This is a genomic window from Nocardioides sp. SRI_004 (assembly GCF_057586415.1).
On the sequence record NZ_JBYCZV010000018.1, the window covers coordinates 1 to 18,436 of the forward strand.

Here is an 18,436-nt window from a genome sequence, read left to right on the forward strand (position 1 = left end):
ACTCCGTGATCCGCGGCGTACCCACCGCACCCGCGGGCTTCGCGCGCTCCCGACCACGCTTGTCAGCAGGAGGAAGCGCGTCCGGTGAGTGCAGGACGGCCCACTGGTAGGCCGCTTCCAGGATGTCGCGCTCGGCATCGAGCCGGGCCGCATGCCGCTGCTCGGCGAAGGACAGCACCGCATCGGCGGACATGTCCGCGAGCTGGTGGTGTCGGTCGCGAGTGGCCATACCTGTATTGGATCACGGGGCTCCGACACAACCATCTGGCCCCGAACCTGCCTGTGCACAACGGCGCTCCCACCGGGCCTTGTGGAGGACAAGTGGCGCAAGGAGTGACTCGCGGAGCTGCCGGACCGCACCCGACCACCGGAACCCAGCCACCCGCCCACCGTCCTCGTCGCTGCGCTTGAAGACCCGACCACGCACCCAGCCGCAGGGCACAGCGGGTGCGCCGGAGCAAGGGGTCTCGTGACGGTCGCTGCGCGACCTCCTCGACCACCGAGGGCGCTGCGCGACCTCCTCGACCACCGGGTCGCTGCGCGACCTCCTCGACCACCGGCCACCTCCTCGACCACCGGGGATGTCGGACGGCTTCGCGGGCACCCCACCTGCATGCCCATCTGCCTCGCCTGGCTCGGCGACCCCGCAGCAGCCGCCGAGGTGGTCTCCTCCCCCGGCCCGTGGCGTGAGGTCCGCGAGGCGGCGCCCGGCCTGCTGCTGGTCGAGACGACCGAGACCACGTCCCGCGTCTTCCACGAGATCAAGTGGCTGCTGCCGGACGACTGCGCCCTCCTCGTCGCCCCCTTGGAGCGCCGTCCCAAGGCGCGGGGCGTGGCAGCGGGCACGGTCTCCTGGCTGCGCTCCCGCCTACCCCTGCCGGAGCGCTGAACCGCTCAGCGCTGCGAGATCGGCCACCGCAGGCCCGCGGGCGTCATCCGCCGGTGGGGCGGCTCGGCCGCGCGCCCCTGGAAGGCCAGGACCGCGGGATTGACCACCCGCCCGTCGCGGATCTCGATGGCCCGGCTCAGCGTCTCATCGGCGTCCCAGGCGGGGCCGCCCTCGAGCACGCGGCGCAGGAACGGCACGAGGGCGTTGCTGTTCTCCCACGTCGCCGAGTTCCACAGGTACGACGGCGTGTGGTCGACGCCGTAGTAGAGGACGTTGTCGCCGACGACGAAGGTCGGCTCCTCGAAGCTGGTGGGGCGGGCGAACGAGAAGCCCATGCCCAGGTCGCAGGAGACGTCGACCAGGAGGCTGCCGGGCCGGAAGGCGGCGACGTCCTCCTCGGTCAGGTAGACGAGCGGGTTGGCGGTGTCCTGGAGCGTGCAGTTGACGACGATGTCGTTCTCCGCGAGGTACGACGGCAGCGGCTCGCGCCCCCGCTCGGTGATCACGCTGCTCGGCTGGTCACCGTCCGGCTCGTGCTCGAACTGCCGGATGCGCGCCGAGTGGATCGGCGAGCCCACCGCGGCGACGGCGCGGTTGGTGAGCACCGCGACCTCGTGCACGCCGTGGGCGTTGAGGGCGGTCACCGCGCCCCGAGCCGTGGCACCGAAGCCGATCACGACGGCGCTCAGCCGGCGGCCGTAGTCGCCGGTCAGCCCGGCGAGCTGGAGCGCGTGCAGCACCGAGCAGTAGCCCGCCAGCTCGTTGTTCTTGTGGAAGACGTGCAGCCCGACCGCACCGTCCTTCGTCCAGTGGTTCATCGCCTCGAACGCGATGAGGGTCAGCCCGCGGTCGATCGCGGCCTGGGTGAGGTCCGAGTCCTGGACGCAGTGCGGCCAGCCCCACAGCACCTTCCCGCGCCCCATGGCGGTCACGTCGGCGAGCTGGGGCTTGGGCAGCAGCACCACGTCGGACTCGGCGAGGATCTGCTCGCGCGAGGCGAAGCCGGCGACGTGGGCGGCGAGGGCCGCGTCGTCGACGCCGAAGCCGGCGCCGTAGCCGTGCTCGAGCGTGATCCGCTGCCGGAGGTCGGCGTCGAGGCCCGGCAGGTGGTCGGGGTGGATCGGCAGCCGGTGCTCGTTCTCCTTGGCCGAGGACCCGATGACGCCCAGGCCCAGCAGGGTCACTTGCGGGTGCCGGGGTCGGCCTTGGCGGCGGGAGGCTCGCCCGAGGCCTTGTCGCGCTTGGCGGCGCGCTTCTCCTTGAGGGACTTGCCGGACTTCTTGGACATGCTCTGGCGCGGCGACTTGTCGCTCATGGCGGTATCTCTCTGAGAGGAAGCCTGGATGGCTCCTGCCATCGACACTACGCCCAGGACCGCGGCGTCCTCCGCCCGGTCGTCCCGGGCGATCAGCCCGAGCGGGTCCACTGCTCCAGCACGACGAGCGTCTTGGTGCTGGAGATCCGTCCGCCCGAGCGCAGCTGGCTGACGACGCGGCGCAGGTCCTCGACCCCGTTGACCCGGATCCGGACCAGGGCGTCCGGGTCCCCGGCGAGGGTGAGCACCTCCTCGACCTCGGGCACGCCCGCGACGAACTCCATGATCTGCGCGAGGTCGAGGTCGTTGGAGAAGTTCAGCTCGGTGACGGCCTCGATCCCGGCGGCGATCCGGCCGTGGTTGATCTGCACCGTGTACCGCTCGATCACGCCGAGCTTCTCCAGACGCGCGATCCGGCGCTGGACCGGCGCGACGGTGAGGCCGACGGCGTCCGCGACCTCGCGCAGCGGGCGGCGCGCGTTCTCGCGCAGCAGGTCGAGGATGGCGTGGTCGGTGGCGTCGAGGATGGCCGGTTCGCTCACGCAACAAAGCCTAACCCCGACAGTCGATCTGTTGCTCCCGGAGGGGCCAGTACGTCCTGCGGGTTGCGGATCGTCGCCAAACCCCACGACGACCGTTGTGACCGGGCCCACCGAGGGCGCATGCTCGTGCGCGTGACCGAGCAGCTGTTTCGCGCCCCGGGGCCGGCCGTGCCGGCGACGCCGTACGACCTCGACGACCGGTTCCGCGTCGCGGCCCCGCCGACGCTGCTGACGGGCGTCCAGGCGATCGCCCGGCTGCTCGTCGAGCACCGCGCGCTCGACCGCAAGCGCGGCCTGAAGACGGCCACCTTCGTGTCCGGCTACCAGGGCAGCCCGCTGGGCGGCCTGGACAAGATGCTCGCCGGGATGAAGGACATCCTCGACGAGAACGACATCCGCTTCGTGCCCGGCCTCAACGAGGAGCTCGCCGCCACGGCCGTGTGGGGCAGCCAGATCGACCTGCCGACCGACACGTCGCGCTACGACGGCGTGACCGGCTTCTGGTACGGCAAGGGCCCCGGTGTCGACCGGGCGACCGACGCCCTGCGCCACGCCAACATGTACGGCGTCAACCGCCGCGGCGGCGCCGTGCTGCTGGTCGGCGACGACCCGGCGTCGAAGTCCTCGACCGTGCCCGCGGTGAGCGAGCGGTCGCTGGCGGCCCTCGGCATCCCGGTGCTCTTCCCGCGCAACGCCACCGAGATCGTCACCCTCGGCCTGCACGCCATCGAGATGTCCCGCGCGTCGGGCTGCGTGGTGGCGCTCAAGATCGTCGCCGACGTCGCCGACGGCGCGTGGGTCGTCGACGGCGCCGACATCGACCTCGACCCGGTCATGCCGGCCATCGACTGGAACGGCCACCCCTACGCCTACACGCAGAGCCCGATCGTGCTGCGCCCGGCGATGATCGTCGGCGCCGAGGCCGAGCTCGTCGGCCCGCGGACGGCGCTCGTGCACGAGTACTCCGCCCGCAACGGCCTCTGCGTGACCGAGGTCGACGCGCCCGGTGCCCGGACCGGCCTGGTCGCCTCGGGCAGCTGCTTCGACTCGCTGCGCCAGGCGCTCGCCGACCTCGGCGTCTCGGACGACGACCTGACCGCCGCCGGCTTCCGGCTGATGCGGATGGGCATGATGTCGCCGGTCGAGCCCGAGTCCGTACGCCGGTTCGCACAGGGCCTCGAGGAGATCGTCGTCGTCGAGGACAAGACCTCCTTCATGGAGATGCAGGTCCGCGACCTGCTCTACGGCACGGAGAACGCGCCGCGGATCATCGGCAAGAAGGACGCCGCCGGGATGCCGCTGATCCCGGCCGACGGCGAGCTCACCTCCGGACGCCTGCTCGCTCCCCTGCGCCACGTCCTGCAGGACCGGCTCACCATGAAGCCGCCGGCGCCGAGCCGCAAGCCGCTGCCGCTGCTGTCGGCCAGCCGGTCGGCGTACTTCTGCTCGGGCTGCCCGCACAACCGCTCCACCGTCATCCCGGAGGGCTCGCTCGGCGGCGGCGGCATCGGCTGCCACGCCATGGTGACCATCTCCGACCGTCCGTCCAGCGCGGTCGTCGGCGTCACCCAGATGGGTGGCGAGGGCGCGCAGTGGATCGGGCAGGCCTGGTTCACCGACGCCCCGCACATCTTCCAGAACGTCGGCGACGGCACCTTCTTCCACTCCGCCCAGCTGGCCGTCCAGGCCTGCATCGCGGCGGGCGTCAACATCACCTACAAGGTGCTCTACAACGACGTCGTCGCGATGACCGGTGCGCAGGACGCCGAGGGCGCGCTGCGGGTGCCGGCCCTCACCCACAAGCTGCACACCGAGGGCGTCAAGAAGATCATCGTCTGCGCCGACGAGCCCGACCGGCACCGCCAGCGCGACCTCGCGCCGGGCACGCTGCTGTGGCACCGCGACCGGCTCGACGAGGCGCAGCGGATGCTGCGCGAGATCCCCGGCGTGACCGTCCTGATCTACGACCAGCACTGCGCCGCCGACGCCCGCCGCCAGCGCAAGCGGGGCTCGCTGCCCACCCGCACCAAGCGGGTCGTCATCAACGAGGCGGTCTGCGAGGGCTGCGGTGACTGCGGCATGAAGAGCAACTGCCTCTCCGTGCAGCCCGTCGACACCGAGTACGGCCGCAAGACCCGCATCGACCAGACGTCGTGCAACACCGACTACAGCTGCCTCGACGGCGACTGCCCGTCCTTCGTGACCGTCGAGACCGCGCCCGAATCCCGCCGGTGGTCGAAGAGGTTGCGCAGCAACCGTCACGAGACCCCGGCAAGGTCCGGGAAGAAGCGCACGGGCTACCCGACCCCGCCGACCGTCGCCCCGAGCCCCGCCGAGGAGCCGGTGACCGCGACCCAGAACGTCTTCATGGTCGGCATCGGCGGCACCGGCATCGTGACCGTCAACCAGGTGCTCGCCACCGCCGCCCTGCGCGCCGGGTACGGCGTCGAGTCGCTCGACCAGACGGGCCTGAGCCAGAAGGCGGGGCCGGTCGTCGGCCACCTCCGCTTCGCCGCGGGCGACCTCGAGCCGGCCAACCGGCTGACGCCCGGCTCCGCGGACTGCTTCCTCGGCTTCGACCTGCTCACCCTCGCCGAGGACCGCAACCTGCAGTACGGCAGCGCCGCGACGACCCGCACCGTCGTCTCCACCAGCCGCACCCCCACGGGCGCGATGGTCGAGGACCCGACCGTGCAGCACCCCGACGAGGCCGGCCTGCTCGACCGGGTCCGCACGGTCAGCGCCGACCTCTTCGACTTCGACGCCCTCGAGGCGGCGGACCGGATCTTCGGCAACACCGTGGCCGCGAACTTCCTGCTCGTGGGGGCGGCGTACCAGACCGGCGCGCTGCGCCTGCCGGCCGCCGCGATCGAGGAGGCCATCGCCATCAACGGCACCGCGGTGGCGGCCAACGTCGCCGCGTTCCGCTGGGGCCGCGTCGCCGTGACCGACCCCGCCGCGTTCCGGGCCGCCAACGAGCGTCCGGTCCGGGTGCGCGAGCGCCACGTCCCGGCGTCCGTCGCGGCCGCCGGTCTGGAGGGCGAGGTGCTCCGCCTCGTCGAGCAGCGGGCCGCCGACCTGGTCGACTACCAGGACGAGAAGCTCGCCGACTCCTACGTCGCGCTCGTCGCCGAGGTCGCCCGCGCCGAGCGGAAGGCCGGCACCGGCTCCCGGTTCACCGAGGCCGTCGCCCGCAACCTGTTCAAGCTGACCGCCTACAAGGACGAGTACGAGGTGGCCCGGCTGCTGACCGACCCGGCGTTCCTCGCCGAGACCGGCGGCGCCTTCCCCGGCGGCACGATCTCCTTCCAGCTCCACCCGCCGATGCTCCGCGCGATGGGCCGCGACAAGAAGATCGCCTTCGGCCCGAAGTCGCACGGCTCGCTGCGCGCGCTGGCGCGGATGAAGAAGCTGCGCGGCACGGCGGCCGACCCGTTCGGGCGCGCCCACGTGCGCAAGGTGGAGCGCGAGCTGCGCGACCACTACCGCGCGCTGGTGGCCGACCTGGCCCGCGGCCTCGCCGCCGACGACACGGCCGGCTACGACCGTGCCGTGCGGATCGCGGCCCTGCCGGACGTCGTGCGTGGCTACGAGGAGGTCAAGCTCCGCAACGTCGAGAAGTACGTCGCCGAGCTGGCCGACCTCGGCGTCACTCCCCCGGCGGTCTGAGACCCCGCCCGTCAGACCAGCAGCAGGAGCACCGCGCCGGCGCCGAAGACCACCGCCACCACCTGGCAGGTCAGCGCCCCGCGGCGGAGCACCGCGATCCGGTGCTCCCGCTCCTCGCTCGGCAGGGCGTCGACCACGAGGTCGTGGGCCTGCGCCCTGCCCCACACCCCCAGCGGGAAGAGGAAGCAGGCCACGACCAGGCACGTGAACGCGTCGAGGAGCCCGATCACTGTGTGCCCCCACCCTCGGCCCCCTCGATGCCGGACTGCTCCCACGCGCTGACGTCGTAGGGGTCGCTGGGCCGGTAGTCCCGCTCGTAGCGGACGTCGGCGTCGTGCAGCCTGCCGGCGAGCCAGTCGCTCCACCGGGACTGCACCGCCTCGGACTCGAGGGTGCTGCGCAGCCGGGTCCGGACCGCCGCGAAGGTCGCGGTCGTGGCCGGCTCGATGCGGGTCACGATCCCGACATTCCACCCCTGGCTGCCCTGCACCGGCCCGTAGACCTTCCCGGCACCGGTGCGGAAGACGACCTCGGCCACCTCGGGCAGCAGGTCCGCCCGCGCCACCGCGCCCAGCCGGCCGCCCTTGTCGCGGGTGGCCGCGTCGATGCTGACCTTGCGCGCCAGAGCGGCGATGCCCACGCCTCTGTCGAGCTGGTCGCGGACCCGCTGCGCCTCGGCCAACGTGTCGACGACGACATTGCTGACGACGCGGCGCTCGGGGGTGCCGAGCGACGCCTTGCGCTCGGCGAAGGCGGCCCGCACGTCCGCGTCGCCCACGGCGACGTCACCCGCGACCTCGGCGAGCAGCTTGCGCAGCTCGAGCTGGCGTCGTACCTCCGCACGCACGGCGTCCTCGGAGGTGTTGACGTTGCCGAGCGAGTCGAGGAACGCGTCGCGGTCGCCGGCGAACCTCGCCTTGATGAACGCCGTCACGGCCTCCTCGACCTCCGCGTCGCTCACCTCCACGCCCTCCTCGTCGACGGCGCGGTCGAGCACGATGCTGATGGCCATCGACTTGGCGGCCTGGCGCCGGAACCCGTCGAGCTCCTTCGCGTCGAGCGGCTCCTGGATGCCGTAGAGCGCCCGCAGCGAGTCGTTGCGCGCGTCGAGCTCGTCGACGGTGACGACCTCCTCGCCGACCCGGAACGCCGTCCCCTCCGGCGTCTCGTCGGCCCACGGCCGCCACACGAACAGGCCGGCGGCGACGACCGCCACGACGGCCAGCACGATCGGGATCCTCTGCTTCATCACACCTTCTCCAGCACCTTCGGTGTCTCTTCGTGTACGACGCCCGCCCGCTCCCGCGGCGTCGCCGCCGGCAGGAGCGCCCAGACGAGCAGCCGCGAGGCGCCCAGCGCGACCGCGACGGTCACGGCGAGCAGCACCCCGAACCCGCGGATCAGGCCGAGGTCCGAGACGGCCAGCACGGCGTAGCCGGTGGCCGACGCGGCCGCGGCGAGGTCGACCGCGCGGGCGAGCATCCGGTCTCCCCTGCGCTGGGCGAGCGCGAGCAGGACCGTGAACTCGCAGGCGACCGCGGCCGTCAGCGAGCCGAGGCCGGCGGTCATGGGCGTCAGCGCCACCCCGGTGACCGCGATGCCGAGCGCGACCAGGCCCGAGGCGACCGCGGCCGAGAGCATCGCGACTAGCGCGACCCTCCGCTCGGGCAGGAGCGCGAGCAGGGCCAGGCCGGCGGCGACGATGCCGAGCACCGCGCCGAGCAGCCGCTCGTCGTCCATCGCCTCCTGCGCGGACACCGCGACCATCGGCAGCCCGGCGACCTCCACGTCGACCGACGCAGGCGCGGTGGCGGCCACGTCGTCGAGGTAGTCGCGCAGCACCGCCAGCCGCTCCACGTCGTCGAGGTCGACGCCGTAGGTCATCACGGCCGTCCGCCGGTCCGGGCTCACCACGCTGGAGGCGAGATAGGGCGGCAGCAGCCGCAGCGCGGCGTCCACCTGGGAGGCCTGCGGCTCCCCGCCGAGGAAGGACAGCACGTCGCCCGGCGACAGCACCGCGCTCAGCTCGTCGCCGTGCTCGGCGATGACGTCGCGGCGGGTCCGGCTCATCCAGGCGAAGCTCTCGGCGTCGAGCACGTCGTCGCCGCGGACCACGAGGGCGACCTCGCCCGAGGCGCCGAGCACGCGCTCGACGCCGCGCGCCTCGTCGTACTCGGGGAGGCCGGAGGCGAGCGAGGTGAGGTCGGACTGGAGGGACAGCGAGGGGAAGACCGCCCAGCCGGCGACGGCGGCGAGGACGGGCACGAGCAGGATCGAGATCCGGGTCGATCGCGCCAGGCCACCCGACGCCGGGCGCGACGAGTCGGGCGAGGCCGGCGCCGCGGGGTGCTCTGGTTCGGCCGGACCCCAGCGGTGGATGCCCAGGGACACGAGCACGGTCACCAGCAGGCCCACCGCAAGGCTGACGCCGAGGTCCGCGACGGCCGGGACCGGCGCGACCGCGAGCGCCCCGAAGCCGGCGGCCGAGGCGAGCGCCGCCGCGAGCACCGTGCGCGGCCCGGCGTTGCGGTGCAGGTAGGTCATGAAGTCGGAGCCGATGCCCAGCAGGACGGGCAGGAACGCGACCGCCGTGAGCGCGAGCGGGCGCCCGGCCCAGCCCGCTACGGAGAGCGTGACCGCGGTGCCGAGCAGGCTCGCTCCGAGCGGCAGCAGGCGCAGCCGGCGGCGGGTCCAGCTGGTCAGCAGGAACCACGCCCCGACGGCGACGACGGCGAGCCCGCCGAGCAGTGGCACCTCGTGCCGGACCTGCTCCCCCAGCGCTGCGACGACCGTCGGGATGCCGGTGACGGTGGTGCTGCTGGCCTTCAGGTCGCTGTCGCGCACGGCCGCGTCGACCGCCGCGACGAGGTCCTCGGTGTCGCTCTGCGGCAGCGATGCGTCGGGGCGGACGAGCAGCGCGACCGCGTCGGGCCGGGGCACCAGGAAGTCCCACTGCGGGCGGGGATCGCCCTCGTCGTTGAAGATCACCCGGTCCACGAACGCCTGGTTGTGGAGGGTGGGGAGGCCGCCGGGCATGCCCTTCGCGAGCAGGGCGGCGTACCTCTCGTCGAAGGCCTGCGTGGCCCGTACGCCCGCCGCCGCGACCTCCTCCGGCGAGGCGCGGCGCTTGCGTGCCTGCGCCTCCGCCTTCGCCCGCAGCCCGTCGCGGTAGCCGCCGAGCTCGGCGAGCAGGTCCTGCGCCTGGCCGGCGATCTGGTTGAGCACGGTGCCCGGCCCGTACACGGCCTTCACGTGCGGCAGCGCGGCCAGCTCCCCCTCGAGCTGCAGCAGCGCCGGGAGGTTCTCCTTGAGCAGCAGCTCACGCGGCTTCGCCGACTCGATGAGTACGACGATCGGGTCGCCCCCGAACTGCGCGGCCATCTCCGACGTGGCCCGCGCGACCGGGTCGCCGGCCGGGACGAACTCGTCGACGCCGGTCTCGACCTCCACCCGCAGCAGGCCGGGGACGAGCAGGGCGGCGAGCACCGCCAGCACGCCGAGGGCCGCGGCCACGCCAGGCAGGGTGCGTGGCCGCGGTGTCCTCGGGGCGGGCAGTGCCCGGCGCAGCAGGCTCATCAGGGGATCGGGTCCTCTTCGATGCGCGGGTACTCCCCGGTGAACTCCTCCGGGTCGTTGTGGGCGCCCGGCGCCGGATAGGGGTTGTACATCGTCGTCGGGCTGGCGTCGAGCGGCAGGTTGAGCGAGCTGACCCCGAGGATCGGCTTGACCCGGGCGATCGGGCCGTTGGTGTCGGACGAGCCGACGAAGCCGATGAAGTTGGTCCAGTAGGAGACGAGGTCGCGGCCGTAGGGCTGCAGGTAGGCCAGCATCGGGTTGAGGTCGGCCATGTTGACCTGGAGGGTCTCCAGCAGCGGGCCGGCGGCCTTGCGCAGCGGGCTCAGCCGGGTCAGCGTCGCGGGCGCCCGGTCGAGGGTCGTGTCGAGCGACGGCAGCATCCCGCGCAGGTCCTCGGTCGTCGCCGGCAGCTCGAGCAGCGCCGCGCTCAGGTCGGGTGCGGCACCGCGCAGGTTGTGCGACACGGTGCCCAGCGGCGTGGTCAGCGCGGCGAGGCTGTCGCTGGCCTTCTCCGTCGTGACCAGCAGCGGCGGCAGCGCCCGCATGAGGGCCTCGACGTCCTGCTCGTGGCCCGCGGTGACCGCGGTGAGGGTCTGCGCGTCGCGGGTCAGGTCGACGATCCGTCCCTGCTGCGTGTCGAGCGCGTCGAGGACGACGGTCGAGCTCTTCACCAGCTGCCGCAGGTCGTCGGACTGCTGCGCGAGGGCCTCCAGTGCGCCGGCGTTCTCCCCGAGGTCGCCGAGGCCGGTGAGCACGGCGTCGACGTCCTCGCGGGTCCCCTTGGTCGACTCACCGCCGGACCGGATCAGGCCGGAGAGGTCCTTGCGCGTCCTCGCGTCGAGGCTGGTGAGCACGTCGTTGAGCTGCACGCTGCCCTTCGCCGCGCTGGCGGGCAGGGTGTCGCCGTCGGCGTACGCGGATCCGTCGCCGTCGACGATCTCGAGGTAGGTCTCCTCGATCATCGTCTTGTTGCGGATCGTGATCACCGCCCCCTCGTGCAGGGGTACGACGTCGTCGTCGAGCTCGAGGGTGACCATCGCCTTGTCGCCGTCGACCTCGATCCTCTCGACCTGCCCGACCTCGACACCGGCGATGCGCACGTCCGACTGGAAGACGAGGTTGTCGATGTCGTCGTACGGGACGGTGAGCTGGTAGCCGGAGCGGGACAGGGCCGGGATCTTGCCGCCGGCCTGGGTCCAGAGGAAGCTGATGATCAGCGTGCAGACGGCGAGGAAGGCCAGCAGCGTGAGGCCGCGGAGCTTCGGGACGGCCTGGTAGGGGATGCGCATCAGCCGAGTCCTCCCACGGTTTCGGGCGAGAGCTGGAAGAGGCCTCGCAGGATGCCGCGGTTGGCGTCGCGGAGGCTGACCACGGAGTTGGTGTTGTAGACGAAGGCCGCGAGGTCGTCGAGGCGCGGCACGAGCATCTGCGTCAGCGGCTGGGCGTCGGCCGTGATCGGGCGCAGGTCACCGGCGATCCGCCGGAGGTCGGGCGACGCCGCGCGCAGGTCGCCCACGACCGGCCCGGCCTTGTCGAGGACCGGCTTCGCCTCGCGGATGAAGTCGTCGAGCTCGTCGACGCTGCCGTTGAAGCTCCTCAGCGCGCCGGGCAGCTCGTCGCTCGCCTTGCGCACGTCGTCGAGCGTCGGGTCGAGCTGCTCGGCCAGGGCCACGACGCTGCTCGACGTGGAGCGCAGGTCGCGGGACAGCTCGGGCAGCTGGGCGAGCGTGGCGTCGAGGTTCTCGCGCTTGCCCGACAGGGTGCCCAGCGTGGCGCTCAGCGAGCTGGCCATCCGCTCCAGCCGCACGTCGTTGGTGCCGGCCGCGGACGAGACCTCGGCGAGGGCGTTGACGAGCCGGGCCAGGTTCTTGCGCCGGGTCTCAAGCCGGTCCATCACCGGCGCGAGCTCCTCCAGCAGCGCGTTGGTCTGGTCGAGGCCGGCCGGCAGCGTCTTCGGCGCGCTGACCAGCGCGACGTCGGACTCGGCGAAGAGCGAGCTCATCGCCGCCTGGGTGTTGGTGTCCAGGTGCGCGAGCACGTCGTCGACCTGGATCGGCGAGACCGTCTGGTCGACCGGGATCGTGTCCCCGTCGGCGAGCACCGGAGCGTCACCCGTGCCGGGGCTGATCTCGATGTACATGTCGTTGAGCGGGCTCTTCGGCCGCAGCAGCACCCGGGCGTCCTCGTGCACGACCTGGCCGTCGTCGATGCGCAGCTCGAGCCGCGCCATCCCGTCAGCGGTGATGTCGGTGCCCCGGATGTCGCCGACCGGTACGCCGGCGATCCGCACCTCCTGCCCGTTGCCGGGGCTGACCCCGGCGGCCTCGTCGAGGTCGACGTAGAGCGTGTACCTGTCCTCCCACGGCGGGTTGAACCGCTCGTGAGCGAGGAAGTAGCCGCCGAACGCCGTACCGAGCACGACGAGGACCGCGAACGCGACCAGGTTGCGGCCGAGGCCGGGCTCGCTGCGAGCCCGCTCCCAGAACTTCGTCACCGAGCTGCGCATCACTGGCCTCCCTTGGTCAGCGCCACCAGGAGGTCCTCGAGGCTGATCGGCAGGCCGGCGAGCGAGCCGGGCCCCATGCCGGGGAGGAACGAGACCATCGAGCCGTTCTCGTCCATCATGTTGGCCTGCGTGAGGTTGGCGAACATGTAGCCGGTCTCCTTGTAGAGCGGGCGGTCCGCGCCGCCGCCCTCGTACTCGCCGGTGCCGTGCCACGACGACGTGAGCTGGTCGACGATCGGGCCGTTGACCCGGTCCAGCACCGGCCCGCGGACGTTGTCGACGGTGGCGTCGAGGTCGCGGCTGATCGGGATGAGGGTGGTCACCAGCGGGCGCGCGTCGCGCAGCACCCCGCGCAGGTCGCGTACGACGGGCCGCGCGCGACCCAGCACCGGGTCGGCGTGGTCGAGCAGCCGGGCCAGCTCGCGCACCGACGGCCGGGCCGGGTCGGCCGTGGCCTCCAGCGACGCGAGCACGCCGTCGAGGCTGTCGAGCAGGGTGGCCGTCTCGTCGAGGCTGGCCGGCATCGTCCGGGCCGCCTCGGCGACGTCGTGGCGCCGGGCCTCGAGGACGCGGGCGGTGGTGGCCAGTGCGTCGACCGTGTCGCCCAGCCGGGCGTTCTCCGACGACAGCACCGTGGAGGCGTTCTCGCCGCCCCGGACCAGGTCCGCGAGGTCGGTGCGCGGCGACGTGCCCTGCAGGGCGCGCAACACGTCGTCGGTCGACCGGAGCGTGCCGGGCGCCGACTCCAGGATCTCCCGCAGCGCGCGGGTGCCGCCCTCGTCGAGGGTGCTGTCGAGGGCCTTCGTGCTGCTGCGCACGCCCGTGCGGGCGTCGGCGGGGAAGGCGCTGGCGACGCCGTCGAGCTCGACGGGGAGCTCGGTGCGCTCGACGGGGATGGTCCCCTCGAACTCGCCGCGCCGGCCGCCCGGCACGATCTCGACGTAGTAGTTGCCGCCGAGCAGGGTCGTCGGGCGCACGCGGGCCGAGGGCGCCGTACCCATGGCCTTGCGGGTGTCGTCGTCGACCTTGACGGTCACGGTGGTGACGCCGTCCTCGTCCTCGACCGAGCGGACGACGCCGATGTCGACGCCCGACATCTTCACGTCGGAGACCGAGGTGCGCAGCCGGTGCGCCTCGCTGAACTGGATCTGCACCGTGTCGCCGGGGCGCAGCATGGCGGCCAGCTGTGCCTTCTGGAAGAGGAGCGCGCCGGACACCGCGGCCACCGCCACGAAGATCCTGCCGAGGCTCAGGGCGCTGAGTCGGGGCTTGCTGTTCATCGGGTCTCCCCCGGGGCCGGGTAGGGATCGCGCGTCGCCGCGCCGGGGACGCCCAGCGACTCGGCGCCGGGCAGGAGCAGGATTCGCAGCCAGTGGCCGGCCCGGTCACCGCTGGACAGGGCACCGGAGGCGTTGGTGTGGAAGTAGGCGATGTCCTCGGCGTAGTCGCCGACCACGCTCGCGACGGGCGCCGCGCTGTCACCGGTCTTGATCAGCTGGTGCACCAGCGGCCGCAGGTCGGTGACCAGGCCGTCGAGGGCGACGACGCCGCGCTCGGCGTCCTCGTTGACGCCCGGCACCTTCCGCAGCGGCGTCAGGGACTCGCGCAGGAAGGCCCGCAGGTCGGGGGTCGCACGGCCGAGCGCCGTCGCCCCGGGTCGGACCTGCCGCATCGCGACGGCCAGGTCGGCGAGCGGCTCGTCCAGCCCGGTCAGCGCCGAGTGGGCGGCGTCGAGGGTGTCGGGGGCCTGGTCGAGCGAGGCCCAGACCTGGTTGCCGTCGTCGGCTCCGAACGCGTCCACGGTCACGGCCATCTCCTCGACCAGCGCCGCGAGCTCGTCGTCGCGCGTCGCCAGCCGGCCGCTGAGCCGGTCGGCCGACTCGAGCATGTCCCCCAGCGGTACGCCGCCCTGCACCGCGAGGGCCTCGGACACCTCGCCGGTGGAGGTGAGGATGCCGGGTGCGTTGCGGGCGAGCTCGTGGAGGTCCTGCTCGTGGCCGATCATGCCGCCGCCGAGGTTCTGCAGGGTGGTGGCCGCCGCCTCGCGCGTCTTCGGGTCGAGGACGTCGAGCAGCTCGTTGATGTCCTCGGTCTTGACCGTCTGGCTGGCCGGGATCACCTCGTCACCGCGCAGCGGGCCCGTGGACGGGTCGCCCGGGTCGAGGGTCACGAACTTCTGGCCGAGGCCGGACCGGTCGGAGATGCGCGCCGCCTCGGCGTTCTCGTAGAGCTTGGTGTCGGGGTCGTCGAGCTTGAGGACGGCGATCGCCCTGCCGTCCTCGAGGAGCAGCTCGTCGACGTACCCGACCCGGTTGCCGGCGATCCGCACGTCGTCACCGGTGTTGAGGCCGCTGAGGTCGTCGAACTCGACACGGACCTCGCGGCGCTCCGCGAGCGGCATGCCGTGCGTGGCGTTGAGCCCGAAGACCACGGCGCCGCCGAAGAGCACGAGCACGGCGGTGCCGATGCCGAGCGGGCTGCGCAGCCACGAGAGCAGGGCGTTGTCGGTCATCACTTGCCTCCCAGCAGCAGGCCGAGCAGGTCGAGCTCCTGCTGCTCGCTCAGCCCGGTGGCGCTGTCGCCCTTCGGCTGCAGCAGTCCTCCGAGCACGCCGTCGAGCCCGTCGAGCAGGCCTCCGGACTTCGGCGTGGCCGGCTTGTCGCCGGTGCCGCTGCCCTTCGGCTTCGCGGCCGACGGCTTGGTGCCGGCAACCGGCAGCAGGCCCAGGATCGTGTCGGGGTCGACGACGTAGTGCGCCCGGAAGTAGTGCGAGAGGCCGTCGTACCCGTTGGTGGTCAGCGCCCAGTAGCGGATGTAGTTGAAGACGTCCTCACGGTTGCGGGTGATCGCCTTCGTCAGCCGCTGGACGCCGTCGGTGCTGGTCGCGAGGCCTCCCCCCGCGCGACGGGCGTCCGCGGCGACCGGGGCCGCCGCCTTCAGCAGCTCGTCGGCCTTGCGCAGCACCGGCTCGGACGTCGCGAGCGCCGGGTCGAGGGCGTCGGAGAACGCCCGCAGCTCGGTGGCCAGCACCGGCAGCTTGTCGGTCAGCGGACGCAGCTCCGCCAGCGTGGGGGCCGTGTCGTCGGCCGCCGAGCGGAGGTTGCCGAGGGTCGTGCGGAGCACGCGGAGCGTGCCGGGCAGCTTGTCGAGGGTCTGCTCCAGCTTCGCCTGCCGCTCCCGGACCGCGGTGAGCACCTTGTCCGAGGAGTCGACGAGCTGGTCCATCGCCTCGCCGTCGCGGGTGGCGAGCGCGCTCGCCACGGGCTCGAAGTTGGTGATCAGCCGTGACAGCAGCTCGTTGTGCTCGTCGAGCACCGCCGCCATCGCACGGGTGTCCTTCAGGCTCGGCGACAGCAGCCGCAGCGCCTCGTCGACGTTCTCCCCGTTGCCCTGCATGCCCTCGCCGAGGGTCGAGAGCAACGCGCGCAGGCCTTCTCCGGTGGGCTGGTCGACGGTGTTGAGCGCCTCGTCGAGGCCGACCGACGTGGCCGTCTGGGCGACCGGGATCACCGTGTCCTCGTCGAGGAGCGGAGCGTCGGGGCTGCCGCGGTCGAGGTCGACGTACCGCTCGCCGAGGAGGCTGACCGGGCGGATGGTCAGCCGGGCGTCCTCGTGCAGCGGTCGCGCCTCGTCGTCGAGCTCGAGGGCGACCTCGGCCAGCCCGTCGACGACCTTCAGGCTCTTCACCGACCCGACGACGACGCCGTCGATCTTGACCTGGTTGCCCTCGACCAGGGGCGCAGCCGAGGCGAACTGCGCCGTGACCACGTCCGCGTCGTCCTTGCCGGCCCTCGCGGCCACGGCCGTGACGGCGGCGGCGATCAGCACGGCCACGAGGCCGGCGCGACCGACGTCCTTCGCGGTGTTCATCGCATCTCGCTTCCGTAGGCGTCGGTCCACGGCTGGCCGACGGGCGAACCCGGGTCGGGGGTCAGGTTCTGGGTGATGCCGGGGCCGGGCTTGCCGGTCGGGCTGGGGATGACGCTCTCCAGGCCGGCCTGGATGAGGAACCGGACGTAGTGGCCCTGGTTGTCGCGGTTGCCGCCCGCCGAGCCCCAGTTGGTGGCCCAGCCGGTGATCTCCGGCGTGTACGGGCGCAGGAAGTCGAGCACCGGCGTGAGGCCGGTCATCGCGTCGTCGGCGTCGGGTGCGGCGGCCGTGCTGCCGTCGAGCAGGCCGGGCGTGATGCCGAGCAGCTGGGACAGCCGGTCGAGGGTCGGACGCAGGTCGCCGACCGTCGGACGCAGGTCCTGCAGGAGCGGGCGCAGGTTGCGCGAGACGGACTCGAGGCTGCCGGTCGCTGGCGCCAGGTCCTCCAGCAGCGGCAGGGTCTTGTCGACGGTGCCGGGCACCCGGGCCAGCGTGGAGTTGGCCTTGTCGAGCACCGGCGGCAGCTTCTGCAGCGTGCTCCCGACGCTGCGCTCCTGGGCGGCGATCGTGTCGGTCGCCGACGCGAGCGAGGTGACCACCTGCTCCAGGCTGTCCCCGCGCGAGGCCAGGATCTCCATGGTCTCGTTGAACTGGGTGACGATCTGCTTGATCGCCTCGCCGTCGGTGCCGACCTCCCGCAGCACCGCGCCCAGCTGCTCCAGCGCCGGGCCCGCGGCCTTCAGGCTCGCGTTGGCGTCGCTCTCCCGCCCCTGGAGGGTCTCCTGCAGCCGGCTCACCAGCGACGACAGGTGCTTGCGGGTCGGTGCGTCGAGCGCGGACAGGACGGCGTCCAGCTCGACCGGCTCGCGCTGGACCCCCGCGAGCATCGCCCCCTCCGGCAGCTCCGCGTTCTTCTCCGCACCGTCGACCACGCGGACCAGCCGCTCGCCCAGGGCCGCCTTCCACACCACCTCGACCGTCGCCCCGTCGTGGAGCGGCACGAACTCGTCGTCCAGGGTCAGCGTGACCAGTGCCTTGCCGTCCTTGACCTCGATGTCCTTGACGCTGCCGGCCTCGTAGCCGTCGTACATCACCGAGCTGCCGACGAAGAGGTTGCCCGCATTGGGCAGCACGGCGCGGACCTCGTAGTCGCCCGTCCGCTCGACGGCCGCCGCGGCGCCGCCGACGAGGGCGACCGCGAGCAGGCCGACGACGATCGATCCCCGATTCATCAGTCCATCCCCAGCGGGCCGGCGGAGTCGCCGGCCAGGAACTGCCGGACGAAGGCGTTGTCGGAGTTGAAGGCGGCGTCCGCCTCGCTGTAGTGGATGCACTTGCCCTTCCACACGACGCCGATGTAGTCGCTCACCTTCCGCGCCGTCGCCATGTCGTGGGTGACGACCATGTAGGTGCCCTTGTGCCGCTCGTGCATCTCGAGGATCACGTCGTTGAGCAGGCTCGTGCGGACCGGGTCGAGGCCGGAGTCGGGCTCGTCGAACATGACGATGTCGGGGTCGAGGATCAGCGCCCGCGCGAAGCCGGCCCGCTTGCGCATGCCGCCCGAGACCTCGCTCGGCAGCTTGGCGGCCGCACCCTCGAGACCGACCTCCTGGAGGCGGTCCATGACCAGGTCGCGGATGTCCTTCTCGTGCATGTCGGTGTGCTTGCGCAGCGGGAAGCAGACGTTGTCGAAGATGTTCATCGACCCGAAGAGGGCCCCGTCCTGGAAGAGCACGCCGAAGCGCTTGCGCAGCTCGTAGCGCTCGGGCTTGCTGATCTTCCAGATGTCCTGGCCGAAGATCAGCACCTCGCCCTGGTCGGGCTCGAGCAGCCCGACGAGGTGCTTGATCAGGACGCTCTTGCCCGTGCCCGACGGACCCAGGATGGTGGTGATCGCGTCGTCGACGAAGTTGAGGTTCATCCCGGTCAAGATGTCGTAGGGACCGAAGCTCTTGTGGACGTTGCGGACCTCCATCGAGTGCGGGCCGCGCGAGCCCGTCGGGCCCGGGGTGGCGGCGTGCGCCGGAGCAAAAGTGGTCATGACGAGGAGTCCTCTGCGTGAGGGTGGA

General features: G+C 72.5%; 15 protein-coding genes and 1 pseudogene. 2 read left to right on the top strand and 14 right to left on the bottom strand.

The window, feature by feature from the left end; translation table 11 throughout:
* Positions 1 to 229, bottom strand: a pseudogene (locus AC2YHB_RS21005) (hypothetical protein); the annotation flags it as partial.
* Positions 230 to 613: 384 nt separating this feature from the next.
* On the opposite strand from AC2YHB_RS21005, the gene AC2YHB_RS21010 reads away from it, so the two are divergent.
* Positions 614 to 889 carry a hypothetical protein gene (locus AC2YHB_RS21010; protein ID WP_487354553.1) on the top strand — a complete coding sequence of 92 codons (276 nt, stop codon included), beginning with the start codon at positions 614 to 616 and terminating at the stop codon, positions 887 to 889.
* Between the two features lie 5 nt (positions 890 to 894).
* On the opposite strand, the gene AC2YHB_RS21015 is transcribed toward AC2YHB_RS21010, so the two are convergent.
* From AC2YHB_RS21015 to AC2YHB_RS21025, 3 genes are all read right to left on the bottom strand, one after another.
* Positions 895 to 2,073 (bottom strand): N(5)-(carboxyethyl)ornithine synthase, encoded by a 1,179-nt coding sequence (locus AC2YHB_RS21015; RefSeq protein ID WP_487354554.1) that lies wholly within the window; start codon positions 2,071 to 2,073, stop codon positions 895 to 897.
* On the bottom strand, positions 2,070 to 2,204 hold the full coding sequence (locus AC2YHB_RS21020; protein WP_257026902.1) for a hypothetical protein: 135 nt from the start codon (positions 2,202 to 2,204) through the stop codon (positions 2,070 to 2,072). Before AC2YHB_RS21020 ends, AC2YHB_RS21015 begins: the two co-directional genes overlap by 4 nt.
* A 92-nt stretch (positions 2,205 to 2,296) precedes the next feature.
* Complete coding sequence (locus tag AC2YHB_RS21025) at positions 2,297 to 2,746, bottom strand: Lrp/AsnC family transcriptional regulator (protein WP_036548132.1); 450 nt, start codon at positions 2,744 to 2,746, stop codon at positions 2,297 to 2,299.
* Positions 2,747 to 2,878: 132 nt separating this feature from the next.
* On the opposite strand from AC2YHB_RS21025, the gene AC2YHB_RS21030 reads away from it, so the two are divergent.
* Positions 2,879 to 6,415, top strand: a complete 3,537-nt coding sequence (locus AC2YHB_RS21030; RefSeq protein WP_487354555.1) for an indolepyruvate ferredoxin oxidoreductase family protein — start codon at positions 2,879 to 2,881, stop codon at positions 6,413 to 6,415.
* An 11-nt stretch (positions 6,416 to 6,426) separates the two neighbouring features.
* Here AC2YHB_RS21030 and AC2YHB_RS21035 read toward each other — a convergent pair whose 3' ends face one another.
* From AC2YHB_RS21035 to AC2YHB_RS21080, 10 genes are all read right to left on the bottom strand, one after another.
* Positions 6,427 to 6,645, bottom strand: a complete 219-nt coding sequence (locus tag AC2YHB_RS21035; protein ID WP_207009526.1) for a hypothetical protein — start codon at positions 6,643 to 6,645, stop codon at positions 6,427 to 6,429.
* On the bottom strand, positions 6,642 to 7,664 hold the full coding sequence (locus AC2YHB_RS21040; protein ID WP_487354556.1) for a peptidyl-prolyl cis-trans isomerase: 1,023 nt from the start codon (positions 7,662 to 7,664) through the stop codon (positions 6,642 to 6,644). Before AC2YHB_RS21040 ends, AC2YHB_RS21035 begins: the two co-directional genes overlap by 4 nt.
* Positions 7,664 to 9,928: an RND transporter family protein gene (locus AC2YHB_RS21045; protein WP_487354557.1), complete on the bottom strand. Its 2,265-nt coding sequence runs from the start codon at positions 9,926 to 9,928 to the stop codon at positions 7,664 to 7,666. Before AC2YHB_RS21045 ends, AC2YHB_RS21040 begins: the two co-directional genes overlap by 1 nt.
* 62 nt (positions 9,929 to 9,990) lie before the next feature.
* Positions 9,991 to 11,280 carry an MlaD family protein gene (locus AC2YHB_RS21050; RefSeq protein WP_487354558.1) on the bottom strand — a complete coding sequence of 430 codons (1,290 nt, stop codon included), beginning with the start codon at positions 11,278 to 11,280 and terminating at the stop codon, positions 9,991 to 9,993.
* Positions 11,280 to 12,497: an MlaD family protein gene (locus tag AC2YHB_RS21055; RefSeq protein WP_487354559.1), complete on the bottom strand. Its 1,218-nt coding sequence runs from the start codon at positions 12,495 to 12,497 to the stop codon at positions 11,280 to 11,282. The genes AC2YHB_RS21050 and AC2YHB_RS21055 overlap by 1 nt, the downstream gene beginning before the upstream one ends.
* Positions 12,497 to 13,777 (bottom strand): MlaD family protein, encoded by a 1,281-nt coding sequence (locus tag AC2YHB_RS21060; RefSeq protein ID WP_487354560.1) that lies wholly within the window; start codon positions 13,775 to 13,777, stop codon positions 12,497 to 12,499. The genes AC2YHB_RS21055 and AC2YHB_RS21060 overlap by 1 nt, the downstream gene beginning before the upstream one ends.
* Positions 13,774 to 15,009 carry an MlaD family protein gene (locus AC2YHB_RS21065; protein WP_487354561.1) on the bottom strand — a complete coding sequence of 412 codons (1,236 nt, stop codon included), beginning with the start codon at positions 15,007 to 15,009 and terminating at the stop codon, positions 13,774 to 13,776. Before AC2YHB_RS21065 ends, AC2YHB_RS21060 begins: the two co-directional genes overlap by 4 nt.
* The gene (locus AC2YHB_RS21070; RefSeq protein ID WP_179650070.1) at positions 15,009 to 16,367 is read right to left on the bottom strand and encodes an MlaD family protein; all 1,359 of its coding nucleotides are present in this window, start codon (positions 16,365 to 16,367) and stop codon (positions 15,009 to 15,011) included. Before AC2YHB_RS21070 ends, AC2YHB_RS21065 begins: the two co-directional genes overlap by 1 nt.
* Positions 16,364 to 17,599 (bottom strand): MlaD family protein, encoded by a 1,236-nt coding sequence (locus AC2YHB_RS21075; RefSeq protein ID WP_487354562.1) that lies wholly within the window; start codon positions 17,597 to 17,599, stop codon positions 16,364 to 16,366. The genes AC2YHB_RS21070 and AC2YHB_RS21075 overlap by 4 nt, the downstream gene beginning before the upstream one ends.
* On the bottom strand, positions 17,599 to 18,408 hold the full coding sequence (locus tag AC2YHB_RS21080) for an ABC transporter ATP-binding protein (RefSeq protein WP_051932460.1): 810 nt from the start codon (positions 18,406 to 18,408) through the stop codon (positions 17,599 to 17,601). Before AC2YHB_RS21080 ends, AC2YHB_RS21075 begins: the two co-directional genes overlap by 1 nt.
* Positions 18,409 to 18,436 lie beyond the last annotated feature (28 nt).

Bases quoted from the DNA above. Each gene is read 5' to 3' on its own strand.
- AC2YHB_RS21010 (WP_487354553.1), top strand. From the start codon at position 614: ATGCCCATCTGCCTCGCCTGGCTCGGCGACCCCGCAGCAGCCGCCGAG.
- AC2YHB_RS21020 (WP_257026902.1), bottom strand. From the start codon at position 2,204: ATGAGCGACAAGTCGCCGCGCCAGAGCATGTCCAAGAAGTCCGGCAAG.
- AC2YHB_RS21040 (WP_487354556.1), bottom strand. From the start codon at position 7,664: ATGAAGCAGAGGATCCCGATCGTGCTGGCCGTCGTGGCGGTCGTCGCC.
- AC2YHB_RS21050 (WP_487354558.1), bottom strand. From the start codon at position 11,280: ATGCGCATCCCCTACCAGGCCGTCCCGAAGCTCCGCGGCCTCACGCTG.
- AC2YHB_RS21055 (WP_487354559.1), bottom strand. From the start codon at position 12,497: ATGCGCAGCTCGGTGACGAAGTTCTGGGAGCGGGCTCGCAGCGAGCCC.
- AC2YHB_RS21060 (WP_487354560.1), bottom strand. From the start codon at position 13,777: ATGAACAGCAAGCCCCGACTCAGCGCCCTGAGCCTCGGCAGGATCTTC.
- AC2YHB_RS21065 (WP_487354561.1), bottom strand. From the start codon at position 15,009: ATGACCGACAACGCCCTGCTCTCGTGGCTGCGCAGCCCGCTCGGCATC.
- AC2YHB_RS21070 (WP_179650070.1), bottom strand. From the start codon at position 16,367: ATGAACACCGCGAAGGACGTCGGTCGCGCCGGCCTCGTGGCCGTGCTG.
- AC2YHB_RS21075 (WP_487354562.1), bottom strand. From the start codon at position 17,599: ATGAATCGGGGATCGATCGTCGTCGGCCTGCTCGCGGTCGCCCTCGTC.
- AC2YHB_RS21080 (WP_051932460.1), bottom strand. From the start codon at position 18,408: ATGACCACTTTTGCTCCGGCGCACGCCGCCACCCCGGGCCCGACGGGC.